The following is a 17,282-nucleotide window of genomic DNA, read 5'->3' as shown; positions in this document are numbered from 1 at the left end:
CACAGTCCCGAAGCGGAACACTGTGCTCAACTGGCTTCTCGCGGAGACGGGCGAGAGGGACTTAGAGACCCAGTTCGTCCTTCAGGGCGGCGACGTGACCGTCGGCGGCGACCTGGTACTTGGCCAGCTTCACCTTGCCCTCGGGGTCCACCACCACGGTGGAACGGACCAGGCCTTCGACGACCTCGCCGTCCAGGAGCTTCTCGCCCCAGGCGCCGTAGGCCAGGGCCACCTTGTGGTCCTGATCGGCCAGCAGCGGGTAGCTCAGGCTGAAGTCATCGGCGAAGCTCGCGATGGCTTCCTGCGGGTCCGGGGAGATGCCCAGGACCTCATAGCCATGGCCCTTGAAGCCGGCCAGGGAGTCGCGGAAGTCGCACGCTTCGGTGGTGCAGCCTGGGGTGGCGGCCTTCGGGTAGAAGTACACCACCACGTTCTTGCCGCGGTAGTCGGAGAGGCGGTGAGCCTCGCCCTTGCCGTCGGTGAGGGTGAAGTCCGGGGCCTCGGCGCCCGGAATGAGCTTCACAGCGGGAGTTGCAGTCATGATGGATCCTCGATCAGTTCTCGTCGGTCTGGTCGGTGCTGCGGGCCGGACGGTGGCCCGTCCCGCAGATGGTCTTGGTGGATACAGCGTTCGCCGCGGCTTCGCTATTCCGGCGACGGCGGTGCGTCACTCAGATGGAGTACTCGGCCGGGCCGCGGACGCGGGAGTGCCGTCCGGCCTGGAAACGATAGCCGCCTCCGCGAACGGTTTCCACTACGTGACGCACGGGGCCGAGCTTGCGGCGGATCCGGCTGACGTAGACGTCGATGGACCGCGGAGCCGCAGTGGCATCCAGGGAGATCAGGAAGTCGGCCAGCTCCTGACGGGGAACCGAACGGGAGCAGTGCTGCACGAGGTACCGCAGGAGCCGGTACTCGACGCCGCTGAAGGAGACCGGAGCCCCGTCAACGCGCACCTGGTCGGCGGCGAGGTCGACGTCGACTTCGTGGACGTGCGCACCGTCATCGCCGGAACCGGCGACGTCGTCCGCTGCCGCGATGGCCGCCGCGTCCTCGGCGAGGGATGCCTCGCGGGCTGCTTCGAGTTCGGCGTCGGGGACGTTCCAGAGGATGGCTTCAGCTTCGGGATTGATGTGATGCAGCCGGGTGAGGATGAGTTCCTCGAGTCGGGCGAACTGTTCGTCGGTGAGCTCCTGAGGAGTCTGGAAGAACAGCCCGGCGCCGTGGGCGGCCATGCGAGGCCGCGCACCCTGCCCATCGTCCTGACCGGGCACCGGCCCCCGGTGGGACGCCGCCGAAAGGGGGCGTCCCACCGGGCCGGGATGGCCGGTGTCAGAGCGGTGGTGAATCGCCTGGGCGCTCATGGAGCCGCCTCAGATGCCCCCGCGGCGGATCAGCTTGCCGATCGGCTGGGTGCCGTCGGCCACCTGGCCGCGCAGGTAGGTCTTGCGGACCACGCCGGAGAGGGCGCGGCCGTCGTACGGGGTGATGGGGTTCTTGTGGCGCAGCTTCTTCACGTCCACCACGAACGCGTCGTCCGCGGCGAAGATGGAGAAGTCGGCGTCGTAGCCGACCGCGATGAGGCCCTTGTTGGGGACGCGGGCGATCTCGGCCGGACGGGTGGACATCCAGCTCACGACCTTCTCCAGCGGGATGCCGCGGTGGCGGGCTTCGGTCCAGATCAGGGACAGGCCGAGCTGCAGGGAGGACACGCCGCCCCAGGCCACGGCGAAGTCACCGTTCTCCAGGTCCTTGAGGTCAAGGGTGCTGGGGGAGTGGTCGGAGACGATGCAGTCGATGGTGCCCTCTTCCAGGCCCTTCCACAGCAGTTCGCGGTTGGAGGCCTCGCGGATCGGCGGGCAGCACTTGTAGGCCGTGGCGCCGTTGGGGATCTCCTCGGCGTTCAGGGTCAGGTAGTGCGGGCAGGTCTCCACCGTCAGGTTCACACCGTCGCGCTTGGCGGAGGCGATCATCGGCAGGGCGTCCGAGGAGGACAGGTGCAGGATGTGGGCACGGGCGCCGGTCCAGCGGGTGCGCTCGATGACCTCGGCGATGGCCTTGTTCTCGGCACCGCGCGGGCGGGAGGCGAGGAACTTGGCGTAGATGTCACCCTCGGCGTGCGGCGCACGGTCGATCGCGTGGGAGTCTTCGGCGTGCACCAGCATGAGGGAGTCGAACTTGCGCAGTTCGGCCAGGTCCGTCTCCAGTTCCTCGGCCTCGAGGTGCGGGAACTCGTCCACGCCGGAGTGCAGCAGGAAGCTCTTGAAGCCGAACACGCCGGCGTCGTGCAGCGGGCGCAGGTCGCCGGTGTTGCCGGGGATGGCACCGCCCCAGAACCCGACGTCCACGAACGCCTGGTTCTCGGCGACGGAGCGCTTGAGGGCCAGGTTCTCCACATTGGTGGTGGGCGGGATGGAGTTCAGCGGCATGTCGATGACGGTGGTGACACCACCGGCGGCGGCGGCACGCGTGGCGGAGGCGAAGCCTTCCCAGTCGGTGCGGCCGGGCTCGTTGATGTGCACGTGGGTGTCCACCAGGCCGGGGATGAGGGTCTCGTCGTCGGCGAGCTCGATCGTCTCGGCGCCCACGAGGCCGTTGCCCAGGGGCTCCATGGCGACGACGCGGCCGTCCTTGACGGCAACTTCGCGGGGGGCGATCCCCGCGCTGGTCAGCACACGCTGGCCACGGATGACCAGATCGAATGCTGCTGCGGTGTTCTGTTCTTCAGACATGCTGATCCTGTCCTAGTTGCTCTGCTTGATCAGACTGGTGGCGATGATTCCGCCGAGTTTCTCCACCAGCGGTCCGGCTTCGTTGATGCACTTGTCGATATCGTCCTCGATGGACGTCAGGGAGTACACCGCCTGGAACCCGGAGGTGGAAATCTGTTCTTCGTTCAGGAGGGTGCGGCCGCAGACGGCCACGATGGGGATGCCTGCGGCGCGGGCCGCGTCGGCGACGCCCATGGGCGTCTTGCCGCCCAGGCTTTGCTCGTCGAGGCTGCCTTCGCCGGTGATCACCAGCCCGGCGCCCGCGAGCTTTCCAGCCAGGCCGGTGAAGTCGAGGACGACGTCGACGCCGCGGCGGCGCTCGGCGTCCAGGACGGCGAGGGCGGCGTAGCCGACACCGCCGGCGGCACCTGCGCCGGGTGCGGCGGCATCGGTGGCGGCCTTGGCGCCGATCTCACGGCCCAGGACGTCCACGAAGTGGGCCAGCGCGGCGTCGATCTCGGTGACGTCCTCCGGCGAGAGGCCCTTCTGGGGGCCGAAGACCGCAGGGGCGCCGTTGTCGCCCAGGAGGGGGTTGTCGACGTCGCTGGCGAGGATGAAGCGGGTGCCTTCCAGACGGACGTCCAGCCCGGAGAGGTCGACGCGGTCCAGCAGCGCCAGCGCGGCGCCGCCGTCGGGCAGTTCTTCGCCCTGCGCGTCCAGGAAGCGGCCGCCGAGGCCCTTGATGACGCCTGCGCCGCCGTCGGTGTTGGCGCTGCCGCCGACGCCGAGGATGACGGTGCGGGCGCCTGCGTCCAGGGCGGCGCGGATGAGCTGGCCGGTGCCGAGGCTCGTGGCGCCGCGGCCGTCCTTCTCGCCGCCCGGGAGGACGGCCAGGCCGGACGCGAGGGCCATTTCGATGACGGCCTCGTCGCCGCGGACGGCGAAGTCGGCTTCGACGGGCTGGCCGGTGGGGCCGGCCACGGTGACGCTGCGGCGGGTGAAACCGGAGCCGATGGCGGCGTCCAGGGTTCCTTCTCCGCCGTCGGCCACGGGGAGGCCCAGCACCTCAAGAGTGGGGTCGACGGCGCGCAGACCGGTGGTCAGATGCTCCACGACCTCGGGGGCCGAAAGCGAGCCCTTGAACTTGTCCGGGGCGATCACGATCCGCATGCTCAACTCCTTCGTCGGTGCGGGGACTGGTGGAATGGGCGGGCCGGCGTGCCGGCCCGCCCATGCTTGGATGCTAGTCGAGCAGAGCGACGATCGCGGTGGGGGCGTCGGCGCCCTTCTCCGCGAGCTCCTCGAACTCGGTCAGGTTGTTCAGCTCGGTGCCCATGGAGATGTTGGTGATCTTCTCCAGGATGACCTCGACGACCACCGGAACCTTGAACTCCTCGATGAGGGCACGGGCCTTCTCGAATGCGGCACCCAGATCGTCCGGGTTCTGCACGCGGATGGCCTTGCAGCCCAGGCCTTCGGCGACCTTGACGTGGTCCACGCCGTAGCCGTCGGTCTCCGGGGAGTTGATGTTCTCGAACGCCAGGGAGACGTTCTGCTCCATCTGGAAACCGCGCTGGGACTGACGGATCAGGCCGAGGTAGGAGTTGTTCACCACCACGTGGATGTACGGGAGGTTGAACTGGGCGCCGACGGCCAGCTCCTCGATCATGAACTGGAAGTCGTAGTCACCGGAGAGGGCCACGACGGTCTCGCCCGGCTTGCCGCGCACGACGCCGAGGGCGGCCGGAGCGGTCCAGCCCAGGGGGCCTGCCTGACCGGCGTTGATCCACTTGCGGGCACCGAAGACGTGCAGCATCTGCGCGCCGGCGATCTGGGACAGACCGATGGTGCTGACGTAGGTGGTGTCCTTGCCGAAGGCGCTGTTCATCTCCTGGTACACGCGCTGCGGCTTGATCGGCACGTTGTCGAAGTTGGTCTTGCGCTGCAGCGAGCCCTTCTTCTGCTGTGCGGCGTCCACCCAGGCGGTGTAGTCGGTCAGCTGACCGGCTGCCTTGCGCTCCTTGGCCAGGCGGACCAGGCCCTCCAGAGCGGCGCCGGCGTCGGAGGCGATGCCCAGGTCCGGCGCGAAGACGCGGCCGATCTGGGTGGGCTCGATGTCGATGTGCACGAACTTGCGGCCCTGGGTGTAGAGGTCCAGGCCACCGGTGTGGCGGTTGGCCCAGCGGTTGCCGATGCCGATGACGAAATCGGACTCCAGGAAGGTGGCGTTGCCGTAGCGGTGGGAGGTCTGCAGACCCACCATGCCGGCCATCAGCTTGTGGTCGTCCGGGATGGTGCCCCAGCCCATGAGGGTCGGGATGACCGGCACGTTCAGGGTCTCGGCCAGCTCGACGAGCTGCTCGGAGGCACCGGCGTTGATGATGCCGCCACCGGCGACGATCAGCGGACGCTCGGAGGCGAGCAGCATGTCCAGGGCCTTGTTCAGCTGAACATCGCTGGCGGCCGGCTTGGAGGCCTCGAGGGGCTCGTAGGCGTCGATGTCGAACTCGATCTCGGCCATCTGCACGTCGAAGGGCAGGTCCAGGAGGACCGGGCCCGGACGGCCGGAGCGCATGAGCTGGAAGGCCTTCTGGAAGGCGCCGGGGACCTGGCCGGGCTCCAGGATGGTCATGGCCATCTTGGTGACGGGCTTGGCGATGGACTCGATGTCCACGGCCTGGAAGTCTTCCTTGTGCAGCTTGGCGACGGGGGCCTGGCCGGTGATGCAGAGCATGGGGATCGAGTCCGCGAAGGACGCGTACAGACCCGTGATCATGTCGGTGCCGGCGGGGCCGGAGGTTCCGATGCAGATGCCGATGTTGCCATCGGCCGCGCGGGAGTAGCCGTCAGCCATGTGGCTGGCGCCTTCCACGTGGCGGGCCAGCGTGTGGCGGATGCCACCGTTGGCGCGCATCGCGGAGTAGAAGGGGTTGATTGCCGCGCCGGGCAGGCCGAACGCCTCAATGGCGCCTTCCTTCACCAGGATGGCTACGGCAGCGTCAACGGTGCGCATCTTTGCCATTTTGTGCTCCTAAAGCTTTGAAAGTGAGGGTGTACGACGGCGGCCGCCGCTTGTTGCGAGAGCCGGCTGCCGCCGTCGTACAAGTTCTGTGTGAGAAGGGTCAGTTCTTGCCGGCGAGCTCGGTGGTGAGCTTGAAGAGGCCGGAGTGGTCCAGGCCGCCGTCGCCGCGGGCGACGAGGGAGGAGACCAGCTGCGCCACGGCGGAGCCGAGCGGGACGACGACGCCGGCCTCGCGGGCGGCGGAGGTGACGATGCCGAGGTCCTTGTTGTGCAGGGCCAGGCGGAAGCCGGGGTCGAAGTTGCGGTCCAGCATCTTCTGACCCTTCTGGTCCAGGACCTTGGAGCCGGCCAGGCCGCCACCGAGGACCTTGAGGGCGGCGTCGGTGTCCACGCCGTAGGCCTCGAGGAAGACGACGGCCTCGGCGAGTGCCTGGATGTTGACGGCCACGATCAGCTGGTTGGCAGCCTTCACGGTCTGGCCGGAGCCGGAGGGGCCCACGTGGACGATGGTCTTGCCCACGGCGTTCAGGACGGGCTGAGCAGCCTCGAAGTCAGCGGCCTCGCCACCGACCATGATGGACAGGACGCCGTCGATGGCACCCTGCTCGCCACCGGAGACGGGGCCGTCGAGCGGGCGGAGGCCGGCCTCACGGGCGGCGGCGGAGAGGCGCACGGCCACATCCGGGCGGATGGAGGAGGCGTCGATCCACAGTGCGCCGGACTTGGCGTTGGCGAAGACACCCTCGGCGCCGGAGACGACGCCCTCGACGTCCGGGGAGTCCGGAACCATGGTGATGATGACGTCGGCGTCCTGGACGGACTCGGCGATGCTGGAGGCGCCCTTGCCGCCGGCAGCCACGAGGGCGTCGATCTTGTCCTGGGAGCGGTTGAAGCCGGTGACGTTGAAGCCGGCGTTGACGAGGTTCTTGGCCATGGGGAGGCCCATGATGCCGAGGCCGATGACGGTGACGTTGGTCATTGGAAGTCCTTTTGGTCGTTCGTGCTGAAGGTGGTCAGTGAGTCCGGGCCGAGCGTCGGCGCTCAGCGGACCAGCCAGGCGAAAGCGGATTCCTGCGGCTGCTTGTACTCGAGGGCGATGGCGCCGTCGTAGCCGAGCTCGCGGCTACGGGTGACCCACTCGCCGAGGGGGAGCTCGCCGGTGCCGGGGGCGCCTCGGCCGGGGTTGTCCGCGATCTGGATGTGGCCGAAGTCCTTGGTATGATTCTCGATCACGGCGGCGACGTCGTCACCGTTCACGGCCAGGTGGTAGAAGTCCGCCAGGAACTTGACGTTGTCCACGCCGGCCCCCTGGGTCTTGGCGATGACCGCGAAGGTCTCCGCGGCGGTCTTCAGCGGGTACAGCGGGGCGCCGGAGACCGGTTCCAGCAGCACGGTGCCGCCGAGCTTGGCGACGCCCTGGGCGGCGGCCACGAGGTTCTGCACGGCCAGCTCGTCCTGGGCCTCCGGAGTGGAGGATTCGAGGCGGTTGCCGTAGAGGGCGTTGAAGGCCTTGGTGCCGAGGCGCTCACCGATGCCGACGACGACGTCGATGTTGTCCTTGAACTCGCTCTCACGGCCGGTCCAGGAGACCAGGCCGCGGTCGCCGCCGGCCATGTCGCCGGCGAAGAAGTTCAGACCGGCCAGCTGCACGCCGGCGTCCTGGATGGAGTTCACGAAGGCGTCGACATCAGCGTCGGCCGGAACGGCCTCGGCGAAGGGCCACCAGAACTCGACGGCGTCGAAACCGGCCGCCTTGGCAGCGGCTGCGCGCTCCAGAAGGGGGAGCTCGGTCAAGAGGATGGAGCAGTTCACGGAGTACGTCATGGCGTGTCCTTCCTGGGCTTCATCGCCCTGCGGTTGCGCTCATTCCACCCTGCGGCCGGGTTCGGCCTGTTTCCGTAGAGTGGAAAGAAAGTTTTGCTTAGTGAAAAGTCTACGAACGGGGTCGGGGGGCGTCAAGTGGGGTGGGTCACGGAATGGTGAATGGGATACAAAAAGTAGGGGTGGGGCGTGTGAATGCGCGCCCCACCCCTGGTCCTCAGCCGGGCGGCGCGACTCGGAGGCGCCCGGACCCATCAGCGGTGATGCTCACGGCTCGTAGTCGTCGTGGATCACCACGCGGCTGAGTTCGATCCGCTGGGATTCACCTTTCCAATAGTGAATCCGCAGCGCGGCGGGCGCATTCTCTTCGGCGTACATGCGGAAACAGGTCTCAGTGCCGTTGTCGCCCTGGCGGGTCCGCGGCGGGGAATCGCCGCCGTCGGAGCTGCGAAGTTCGTGGATTCCGCGGGTGCGGAGGGCGTCCTGGCGGTTGGCTATCAGGTCCACAAGGGCACGGAAGAGCTTGCCCCTCTTCTGAACGGGCTGAGCGAGCAGGCTCTCCACGAACCGGGGTCCGAACCTGTACTCCCTCAGGGGGAACTCGGCTTTCTCCGCGGCGCCGACACGTTCGGCCCACGCCAGGTCCAGTTCCATCCTGAACCAGTCGGACGGATCGGCAAACCATTCGGGCTCAAGCCGGCCCGGGCCGGACACGGTGTTCCGGTGCTTGGTCTTCAGTGTTCGGAGATCCTGGCGGGCCCTGCTCAGATCCTCCTGCAGAGTACGGGTCCTGTCCTGGGCGTCGTGCAGATCCCGCGCGAGCCGGTCCGCTTCTGCGGCCAGCCGGCGGTTTTCAGCCAGCTCCTGCGCCATCCGTGCGTCGCCGGCGGCCAGCCGCGCGACGTCGTCGTTCAGTCTGCTGATCTCCGCTTTGGCGGTGGCAAGAGCGAGTTGGACCTGGTGCAGAGTCTTGGACGGTGCGACGGCCTCGGATGATGCCGGCGGCTGCGGCGGCGCCTCGGGGTGCTGAGGTGGCTCCTCGGAGTACAGATGGCGGTCTTTCTGAAGCCAGGGGGTGCCGCCCTGAAGCAGTGCGGGGGCCATCCTGATGGGTTCGTCATCGTCCACGTCCAGAAGGCTCAGCGTCAGTGCGCCGCTGTGATAGCCCACCCGGGCCGCCACCACTTCGCCGACGCTCAGCAGATCTTCCGGGCTGTCAAGCTCATTGGAGGAGATGGCGTCAACCGGCACTCGGATGTCGGTTCCGGGGAGGAGCGCCAACGTCGCGTCATGGGCGGACACCGCGGTGACCAGGGCGAGTGCCACACTGCCGGCCGGATAGAGCTCGGGGAGGACCAGTCGCGCAGTCCGGAGGGGCACATGGAGCCTCATCCGTGCCTGGTCGTGCAGACCTGCCACTGCCTGGCCCTGGTTCAGCAGCCAGGACAGGGGGACCGGGGGAAGGCCGGGATCGCGGTCGATCAGTGCTTTGTCGCCGTCATCGAAGGTGACCCACGCCTGATCCTCCGTGGGGAAGCCGATGACGCTTCCGGGCCGCATGACAGGCGTGGGAGCCGTCGGCGCCGGGGATTCGGAGTGCCACTCGGTGCTTTCCGCCATGCCCTGGGCGTCCTTCAGTACCCGGGCGGCAGCCGTCTGAGCGTCCGTGTCTTTCACCAGGTGGAGGGGGCTGAGGTCGCGGCGGGACATCCATGCGGTGCCCACGGGGTACGCCCGTGCGGCCTTGCCGAAGATGTTGAGATCTTCAGGCATGAGGTCCATGAACGCGTAGGTCTGAGGCCCGTTGATGAGCGTGTGGACGGGAGCCACGTCTTGAAGCTCGTTCCGAAGGCGCGCGACGTCGATGTTCTCTCCTCCGGGATCGGACACCAGCGACACGACGACCACTGGAGTGCTGCGGGCCGGATCGTAGAGCAGCGCTGCCAGTTCGTCAGGTGTCAGGGCCGGTGGCTCCGGTGTCTCGCCGGTGCCGGACGCCTCGGCGCCGGATGTTGGAGGGCCGGCTTGGGCCGGCTGTTCGGTTCTGCTGCGGTGCCGCTTACGTGGTGGCATGGTTCCCCCCATTCCAGCCGGCCGGATTTCGGCCTTGGGCACAGAGTAGTGGACGGGGACTGACAGAGTTTCGGGCGGGGACCGTACCTGAAGATCCTCATAGATCAGCTCGCTGAGCATCAGGCGGGCCAGGAACTCGCCGCCGGGGCCGCTCAGCGCAATCTCACCGAGCGATGCATGGTCGTAGTCGCTGAAGGCATCGCCCTCGACGGTGAAGGTCTCATTCGCCCAGGGCGTGATCACTTCCCACGTCAGGTGCGTACTGGGGATCTCATAGCTCTGCCCAGGGACGATCTTCATCACGTACCCACCCCCTACTCACCCGGTGGATATGGACGGGTGAACAAAATCGCTTCCGACCACTTTTCCGAGCCGGAAAACAATGTCAGACCCCCCTGCTTTGATGGATTCATGGAGACCACCACAGGCTTTGCGTCTCAGGACGCGGCATCCGACGAAGCGGCGGACCAGCAGCGTCTGCTCGCTGAGATGATCTCCACGCTGGAGTCCCTGGAGTCCTCCATCGCGGGCCTGCAGGCCCTGCGCGAGTACACCTTGGCGATGCTCTCGCGGTTGGCGGGCATCATGGCGGAGAACGACGACGGCGCATCGCATGGCTTCGCGGACGGGTTGTGGGATTCGCGGGCGGCCGAGATGGCGGAGCGTTCGGTGGCGGCGGAGGCCGCGACGGCGACGCGCGCCAGCGATCGGACCGTGCAGCGGCAGATGGGGGAGGCAGTTGAACTCCTGGACAAGTTCCCTGCGACATTCGATGCGCTTTTCGACGGACGGATCGGCTTGGCGCACGTGCGGGCGATTCAGGGAGCCGGTGCCGCGCTGACTGATCCTGGGGCACGGGCCGGGTTCGAATCAGTGGTGGTGCCGTGTGCGGAGGAGCAGACTCCCTCCCGGGTGCGGAGGCTCGCAGCGCGGGAGGCGGAGAAAGCGCAGCCGGAGCTGCTGGCCACACGTCACGAGCGTGCTGCCGAGGAACGTCGCGTGATGGTGAAGCCGCTGGATGACGGGATGGCCGAACTGGCGGCGATCCTGCCGGCGGCGGCCGCACACGGGATTCATGATCGGCTGACGCGGATGGCGAAGGCTCATGTGGAATCGAGTGCGGCGACGTGTCCGGGGACGGTGAAGACGGGAGCATCGAATGATGCGCCGCTGAATGGCCGACCGCACAAGGATTGCAGGACGGTCGATCAGCTGCGGGCGGATCTCCTCGCGGATGTGCTGCTGCGGGGTATCCCGAGCGGGATGGACTCCGAGGATGGGATTCTCGCCGGGATCGTGGCACATGTGGAGGTGACGGTTCCGGTGCTGACCCTTCTGGACGGCCCGGCCTTGGGGGACGGGCCGTCCAGCCGACATGCTACGGACAGGGCGGGGCGCGGCAGGGTGGCGGCAGAGCTGAACGGGAAACACCCGATCGACCCGGAAGCGGCGAAGCAGCTGATGGGGAACGCGACGGTGTGGAACCGGGTATTGACGGACCCGATCACCGGGGCCGTGCTGGCAGTGGACAGGTACCGGCCGAGTGAGGAGCTGAGGAGATTCCTCACGGCACGTGATTCCCGGTGCAGATTCCCAGGGTGCGGGATCAAAGCCCGCGAGCTGGACCTGGACCACGCGCATGATGCAGCGCTCGGTGGTGAAACAGCGGTAGGGAACTTGGCGGGCCTGTGCCGGCGACACCACATGCTGAAACATCACGGCAGATGGAAGGTCCGGCAGGCGGGCGGTGGGGACCTGGAATGGACGAGTCCCACAGGGCGGCACCATGTGGACAGGCCGCCGACGCCGGCAAGCTGGACGGGGAGCAGTTCGCCAAGGGACAGGAAGGACTCGCGATTTCGGGATGAGGGCGGAGCCGAACACGGGGATTCTGATCCGCCGTTCTGAGGACTCATCGTGCCTGAGCCGATTGTGCGTCCGGACCCGTAGCAGGCATTGCCTGTGGCAACGGCCATAGGCGGAGAATACCGAGAGGATTTGACCATGGAGATCACTGATCACCGTCTTGTGGAGCTCGCCGATGAAGTGGCCGAGCAGGCCCACCTCGGCCAGACGGACAAGGCCGGACTGCCATACATCGAGCACCCGCGGAGGGTGGAGAGGCACCTGGTGCGCCTGTATCCGGACGCACCGGTGGAGGCCCGCGCGGCGGCGCTTCTGCACGACGTGGTTGAGGACACTGAGGTGACCCTGGCGGTGCTGCGTTCGCTCGGGTTCCCGGACGACGTGGTGACCGCTGTGGATGCGGTCACCAAGAGGTCCGGTGAGGCGAAGGAGGACTACTTCGCCCGGATCCGGGCGGACCGCCTGGCTCCGATGGTCAAGCGCGCGGATCTCGCCGACAACACGGACCCCGCACGAATGGCGCTACTGCCCGAGGACGCCCGGGTGAGGCTGACGGCCAAGTACGCTGCGGCTGCCGAACTGTTAGGGGAATCGGAGGAGTAGTTTCGAGGCATGGAGCGGTGCCCTGGCGGTCAAGGCGCTGGCTGTGGGCAGGTCCGATGTCTGAGTGCCTGGATAAGCTCGGTGGCATGAACGCATTCGAGCATGTCTGCGAGGTCTGCGGCAGGGCGGAGACGCTCACGTCAGAGGAAGCGTACAGCGCCGGCTGGGACTATCCGCCGCGTATTGGGCAGTTCGGTGTGGTTTCCCCGCGCACCTGTGGCGAATGCCCCATGACCTCCACCCTGTGGTGGGCCCTGCAACAGGGCGAAGTGGATCCTGAAGATCCGCTGGGCTGGCCGGAGCCTCATCGGAAGACGCTCGCCCGGATCCTGGACGAGTCCGGGGCGGAGTGACGAGGCTCTTCAGTGGCGCCGACAAGAGGAGGGGCCGGGATCACCCGGCCCCTCCTTGCGAATGGAGCATGGACGTCATCAGCCCATAGACACCGTCAGTACCGCGAGTATTCCAGCTTCACGGCGCCGTTCTCCACAGTCACGGTGGCGCGGAGCGTGAAGGATTGCGTCTCCGAGTCCGGCTTCCAGGACGGTGTGCCGAATCCATAGCTGCTGTCCCGTTCGTAGCTCACCTTGACCTTGCCGGTTTCATCGCTATGGATCTGCCATCCCGAGCTGAACGGCCCCGTGGCCTCGTTGCTGAACTGGTATGCCGGCTTCCTGACCAGGGACCACTTGATGTTCCGGGTGGAGGAACTCAGGTAGGTGCCGAACGGGCAGCCCGAGGGATTGGCCTCCGTGGACTTCAGGCACTCGGTCAGGTGGGCGTCCGCCTGCGTGGATGCTTCCGAGACCAGCGCATTCGATGGTCCCACCGTCAGCGGTGCGGAGGCCGTCCCGCCATCGATGGTCACCAAGGAGGTGGACTTCTCCGCACTCAGATACTTCTCCGAGGCAGACAGGCCCAGCGTGTACTCCCCAGGCAAGGCCGGGTAGGTCTGGCCACTGCTCTGGTATCCGCTGGTGGACACGGTCACGGGAACTTCCTGTCCGTTGACCGTGACAGCCCGCACGGAGACGCTGGGGGTGATGGTCAACTTGTTCAGCAGCCCTGAATCCAGCGTCCAGTGTTCGTCCAGGAACTCCGGCGAAGCCTTGTGCAAAGTGAACGTGGAGCGGTTCTTCCGCCCGTCCTGGTGGACATCCGCCACCACGGCGGCGCTGTCCTCGGTCACCTTGGACGAGACGATCTCGAATGCGTCGATCCTCTTGGACGCCTTCGAATACACGGCATCGGATAACAGGACCCGCTGGTCATTCGCCACCCCCGGATCGGCCAATTCCAGCGCCCTGGACGCCTTGCCGTCCACCAAGGCCTGCAAATATGCGGTCACCGGCTTATCCGGACCATTGGAGTCCTTGATGACATTCACCGCCACGAGCGATCCCACCACAAGGAGGACCGCCAGGCCTGCCCCGCCGAAGGAGAAGGCCAGGGCCTTCTTGGCCTTCGGGGTGAGCGGCTCCCGCGGTGCCAGCGCCGGATGGGTGGTGAGCGCCGGAGAGGCGGATGCCGGGTGGCCGGCCGGTGGTGCGGTCACCGGCTGAGTGCCCGACGGCGCGGTGCCCGGCTGTGCGGCGACTGTCGCCGCGCCGTCGCCGGCCGGCGTCGTACCCGCTGGAGCGTCAGTATCCAGGGCTGGACCTTGGGTGACCTCACCGTGACCGAGCAGGTGGGCCGCCAGCGGCGCAGGGACGAACCGGACCAGTTGCGGCGCCAGATACCGTGCGGAGGCTTCGGCCCCGGCGCCCCAGACGAGCATGATGAGCGGCGTCAGGAGTGTCAGCGAAGAGCCCGAGCTGGCCGAGACGAATGATGATCCGTCTACGGAGGCCGAAGCGGGGCTGAGCGCCACCGCCACCAGGCCGAGTGCCGCGAATGCCGCCGGAAGCGCAAGCCATCCGCCGATTCCGTTGATCCGCGCATGGTCCCTCCGCAGGAACCAGAACACCGAGGTCACCACGGTGAGCAGCAGGGCCAGCAGAACCAGGAGCCAGCCGGCCCACGCCGGATCGAGTCCCGGGGCGAACACGAACACGGAGTCCTGGGAACTGGTGGAGGTCATGAAGGAGGAGGACGTCGACCAGCTCGCGCTGATCGGGCTCAGATGACCGAGACCCAGAAGGTACAGCCCGGCGGGCGGCGCCCACAAAGGCGCGGTGAGCGTCGCGACCCAGCCCGCCTTCACCCCGGCGACGATCACGAACGCGGGGACGGCGATGACCAGGAACAGGGCGCCGTGCACTCCGGCAGCGGACGCAGGCCGGAGCCATTTCGCCAGGGCTGCTTTGCGCGGATCTTGGGCCGATGTCCGGACGGACCACAGGCCTGCTGCCGAGGCCGCATACCCGAGCACCAGGGATCCGAGGACGGATCCGAAGGTCACCGCGTTGATGGGGCTCACCTTCACCTGGGGTACTGGAACCGTGATCGACGCAAGAGCAGCTACCACGTTGACCAGGAGTGCGAACACTGCGGCCGTCACGAGCGCCTCGCTCCAGAGCCCGCCCGTCAAACCCGGCGCCTGTCGATGGCGGGCCGTCCACCGGCTGGCGGCGAAGCACAGCCCCAGTGAGACCACGGTCAGGAGCAGGGGGAGTGCGAAGACGGAAGCGGATCCGTGAACGGAGCCGACGAACGGCGCGGTGACTTCAGCTGAGGTGCCCAGAGCCCCGAACTGGCTCATGGCTACCAGCTGGGCGGCGAGCTGAAAGAGCCATTGCCAAGGAGATGGGGTGACTTCCCGGGGCAGAAAGGGATTGTCAAGAGCCTTCGCTTGATCTGCGGAGCTCAGCCCTGCGATCGCCAGAAGCACGATCACCAGCGACACCAGAAGCGTTCCGCCGTAGCTGACCGCCCCGACCATGATGGAGGGCAGCAAGGACTGCGGCGCGAAGGACCGTGCAGGAGACGAAACGACCGGGCCGCCGCCGGCGGGCGGCAGCTCCGGTTCCGGGTGGTGCGAGTGGTTTTCAATGGACATGGTCACCCCAATGACTTGGCCGGATCGCCGCGGCCAGTGCACCGGTTGGTGCGAAATCTGTGTGCCCGCGGCCGTACGAGAGAACCCCACCGCCGTCGAAGCGATGGGGTTCTTCTCGACGCTAGACAAACCTTGGCGAAGTTTTCAAGTCATATTGACTCGATATGACAATCCATGCTGTGACCAAGGGTTGCTCACCCCAGCCCGAGCTTCTTCAGCGCCGTGGTCCAGTCGGTGGCGATGGCGATCTGAGCGTCGGAGAGGCTGATGGTTCCCTTGCAGACCGCAGCGGCAAGCTTGGACTCCACCGGGTCCTTGTCGTTGTTCACGCCCTTGGACGGGTCGTGCCCAGGGCTCGGCGGCTGGACCCACAGGTTCCTCGGATCGTTCGGGTCCCCGCCCAGCTGCAAGCTGATCAGATGGTCGTACTCCGCCTCGCTGAGGCTGCCCTTGAAGGAGTAGCTCTTGGCGTTCAGATCTTTCTCGCGCCCGGTGATGTTCACGGGTGGACGGATGTCACTGGTGTATCCGCCGGTGCGGCAGATGGTGGTCTTGAGATTCTCCTGGGTCACCTTCGGGTTCAGGGCTCCGGGAGTGCACTTCGGATCCGGCAGCGGCTGCTTGTCCGCCGTGTAGCGGTACTGGCAGGAACCCGGTGCAGGCTGCTGCTGGACGGTGTACGGAGACTGCGGGCCCTTCCCGACGGCGATCGCCGTGGCGCTGGTCCCTGGCGTTGAACCGGACGTTGAACCGGACGTGGCGGATCGCTCGCCGCCACCCGACGTCGGCGGCGTCGCCTGGCAAGCCGTGAGGGCGAGGAGCGTCAGCGCCAATGCGGCGGGGAGCGCGGCTCGGTGACGGCGGGACGACGTGTGACGATTGCGGTGAATCTGATTAGGCACGCAGAGCAGTTTATGGGGCGGAGAGGGTGGGGCCAGGGTTGCTCCGGGCCCCACCCGGATTCGAGCTGGTCAGATGCCTGCCTTGGTGGCGCCGTATTCGGCCTGCTCCGGGGTGAAACCTTCGAAGGTCAGCTGGTCGACGAGCCCTGCATGGGAGAACGACGTCATTTCCAAATACTTCTTTGCCTTCTTCTCTGCCTGGACGTTCCAATCGACCTCGAGGTGATCCACCGCCCAGGTGGCATCTGCTGCGGAGAACTTCTCGAATTCGAGTTGGCCGATCAGGCCGGAGCGGGAGAACGCGGTGAGGTTGAGATAGCTTTCCGCTTTGCGCTTGGCATTTTGCTGGCCCGGAGTCCCCCGTTTGGCGGCGGCTTCCGCCTCGGCCTTGGCCTGTGCCTTTGCGTCAGCCTCTGCCTGCGCCTTGGCTTTGGCGGCGGCTTCCGCTTGGGCCTTTGCCGATGCGGACGCCTCCGCGGCCGCGATGGCCGGATCCACAGCCGGGGCGGTGGTGGGCGTGGACACGGACACATCGGAACCATCAAGTGCCGGCGCAGACTTGGACCCCGAGTTCACACCGTTCACGACGTTGCCGATACCGCCCACCACGATCACCGCGACGGTGACGATGATCGCGACCACCTTGTGCTTCTCATAGCCTTCCAGCTTGAGGCCCTGCTTGTCTGTCTGCTTGTTCGTCAGCACCAGGATCAGGTCCACCAGGGCCCAGATCCCCAGACCGCCGAAGGTCAGGAGCTTGGCGATGCCGGTTCCGACCTTGCCCAGGTAGAAGCGGTCGATACCGAACCCGCCCACCAGCAAGGAGAGGAGCCACGTCACCAGGAACGACTTGGTCCCCACGTCCTGCGGCTTGTACTGCGGGGTGAACTGCGGCGGTGCCCCATACTGCGGAGCCTGGTACAGGGGTGCCCCGTTCTGGGGTGCCCCGTACGGCGGCTGAGGCTGGCCCTGCGGGTAACCGCCCTGCGGCGGCGCGGGGTAGGACGGCTGAGCCGGCTGGCCGGTCGGGGGATAGGGATTGCTCACGAGTGATTCCTTCTGAATGCGCGAGTGAAACGCTGAAGGGGCTCGGCGAAAGTGCATACAAAGCAGGCCCCGACGCCCCCAATTCGGCCGGTGCTCTGTACGGAAGAAATCCTACTGAGGGTGTCAGATGGTTTGTGTGAGGGGCGGTGCTCCTGATTGATCGGAGACACTGATGACCATGATCGATAAGCAGGCGCGTGAGGCGCGTCGCCGTGAGCAGCGTGCGGGTGTGGAGGCGC

The 17,282-nt window shown here is 67.0% G+C and carries 14 protein-coding genes; 3 read left to right on the top strand and 11 right to left on the bottom strand.

The annotated features are described in order from the left end of the window. Positions 1-61 precede the first annotated feature (61 nt). The 8 genes from Q9R02_RS13270 to Q9R02_RS13235 form a co-directional block, all read right to left on the bottom strand. On the bottom strand, positions 62-541 hold the full coding sequence (locus Q9R02_RS13270; RefSeq protein ID WP_305997179.1) for a peroxiredoxin: 480 nt from the start codon (positions 539-541) through the stop codon (positions 62-64). Between the two features lie 130 nt (positions 542-671). After that, positions 672-1,364, bottom strand: coding sequence for a winged helix-turn-helix domain-containing protein (locus Q9R02_RS13265; RefSeq protein ID WP_305997178.1), 693 nt, complete (start codon positions 1,362-1,364; stop codon positions 672-674). Positions 1,365-1,373: 9 nt separating this feature from the next. Beyond that, positions 1,374-2,732 carry an allantoinase AllB gene (allB, locus tag Q9R02_RS13260; protein WP_305997177.1) on the bottom strand — a complete coding sequence of 453 codons (1,359 nt, stop codon included), beginning with the start codon at positions 2,730-2,732 and terminating at the stop codon, positions 1,374-1,376. Positions 2,733-2,744: 12 nt separating this feature from the next. Next, on the bottom strand, positions 2,745-3,881 hold the full coding sequence (locus tag Q9R02_RS13255) for a glycerate kinase (RefSeq protein WP_305997176.1): 1,137 nt from the start codon (positions 3,879-3,881) through the stop codon (positions 2,745-2,747). Between the two features lie 73 nt (positions 3,882-3,954). After that, complete coding sequence (gene gcl, locus Q9R02_RS13250; protein ID WP_305997175.1) at positions 3,955-5,733, bottom strand: glyoxylate carboligase; 1,779 nt, start codon at positions 5,731-5,733, stop codon at positions 3,955-3,957. Between the two features lie 100 nt (positions 5,734-5,833). Then, positions 5,834-6,778 carry a 2-hydroxy-3-oxopropionate reductase gene (locus tag Q9R02_RS13245; RefSeq protein WP_367575476.1) on the bottom strand — a complete coding sequence of 315 codons (945 nt, stop codon included), beginning with the start codon at positions 6,776-6,778 and terminating at the stop codon, positions 5,834-5,836. Next, complete coding sequence (locus tag Q9R02_RS13240) at positions 6,775-7,557, bottom strand: hydroxypyruvate isomerase family protein (protein WP_305997173.1); 783 nt, start codon at positions 7,555-7,557, stop codon at positions 6,775-6,777. The genes Q9R02_RS13245 and Q9R02_RS13240 overlap by 4 nt, the downstream gene beginning before the upstream one ends. Positions 7,558-7,821: 264 nt before the next feature. Continuing rightward, complete coding sequence (locus Q9R02_RS13235) at positions 7,822-9,927, bottom strand: hypothetical protein (protein WP_305997172.1); 2,106 nt, start codon at positions 9,925-9,927, stop codon at positions 7,822-7,824. Between the two features lie 39 nt (positions 9,928-9,966). Here Q9R02_RS13235 and Q9R02_RS13230 point away from each other — a divergent pair, with 39 nt between their 5' ends. The 3 genes from Q9R02_RS13230 to Q9R02_RS13220 all read left to right on the top strand — a co-directional run bounded on the left by Q9R02_RS13230 (position 9,967) and on the right by Q9R02_RS13220 (position 12,449). Continuing rightward, positions 9,967-11,535, top strand: coding sequence for an HNH endonuclease signature motif containing protein (locus Q9R02_RS13230; protein ID WP_305997171.1), 1,569 nt, complete (start codon positions 9,967-9,969; stop codon positions 11,533-11,535). 96 nt (positions 11,536-11,631) lie between these two features. After that, positions 11,632-12,096, top strand: a complete 465-nt coding sequence (locus Q9R02_RS13225) for an HD domain-containing protein (RefSeq protein WP_305997170.1) — start codon at positions 11,632-11,634, stop codon at positions 12,094-12,096. Between the two features lie 86 nt (positions 12,097-12,182). Further along, entirely contained in the window at positions 12,183-12,449 is a 267-nt protein-coding gene (locus Q9R02_RS13220; protein ID WP_305997169.1) for a hypothetical protein, read from the top strand. Between the two features lie 95 nt (positions 12,450-12,544). Here Q9R02_RS13220 and Q9R02_RS13215 read toward each other — a convergent pair whose 3' ends face one another. The 3 genes from Q9R02_RS13215 to Q9R02_RS13205 all read right to left on the bottom strand — a co-directional run bounded on the left by Q9R02_RS13215 (position 12,545) and on the right by Q9R02_RS13205 (position 17,043). After that, positions 12,545-15,094: a zinc ribbon domain-containing protein gene (locus tag Q9R02_RS13215; protein WP_305997168.1), complete on the bottom strand. Its 2,550-nt coding sequence runs from the start codon at positions 15,092-15,094 to the stop codon at positions 12,545-12,547. A gap of 194 nt (positions 15,095-15,288) precedes the next feature. After that, positions 15,289-15,996, bottom strand: coding sequence for a hypothetical protein (locus Q9R02_RS13210; protein WP_305997167.1), 708 nt, complete (start codon positions 15,994-15,996; stop codon positions 15,289-15,291). Between the two features lie 69 nt (positions 15,997-16,065). After that, a complete protein-coding gene (locus tag Q9R02_RS13205) occupies positions 16,066-17,043 on the bottom strand; it encodes an Ltp family lipoprotein (protein ID WP_305997166.1) in 978 nt (325 codons plus the stop codon). Between the last annotated feature and the right edge of the window lie 239 nt (positions 17,044-17,282).

This window comes from Arthrobacter horti (assembly GCF_030731045.1).
Lineage (GTDB): Bacteria > Actinomycetota > Actinomycetes > Actinomycetales > Micrococcaceae > Arthrobacter_E > Arthrobacter_E nanjingensis.
Note: the sequence above shows the minus strand (reverse complement) of the source record. Positions and strands in the feature narration are given on the sequence as shown.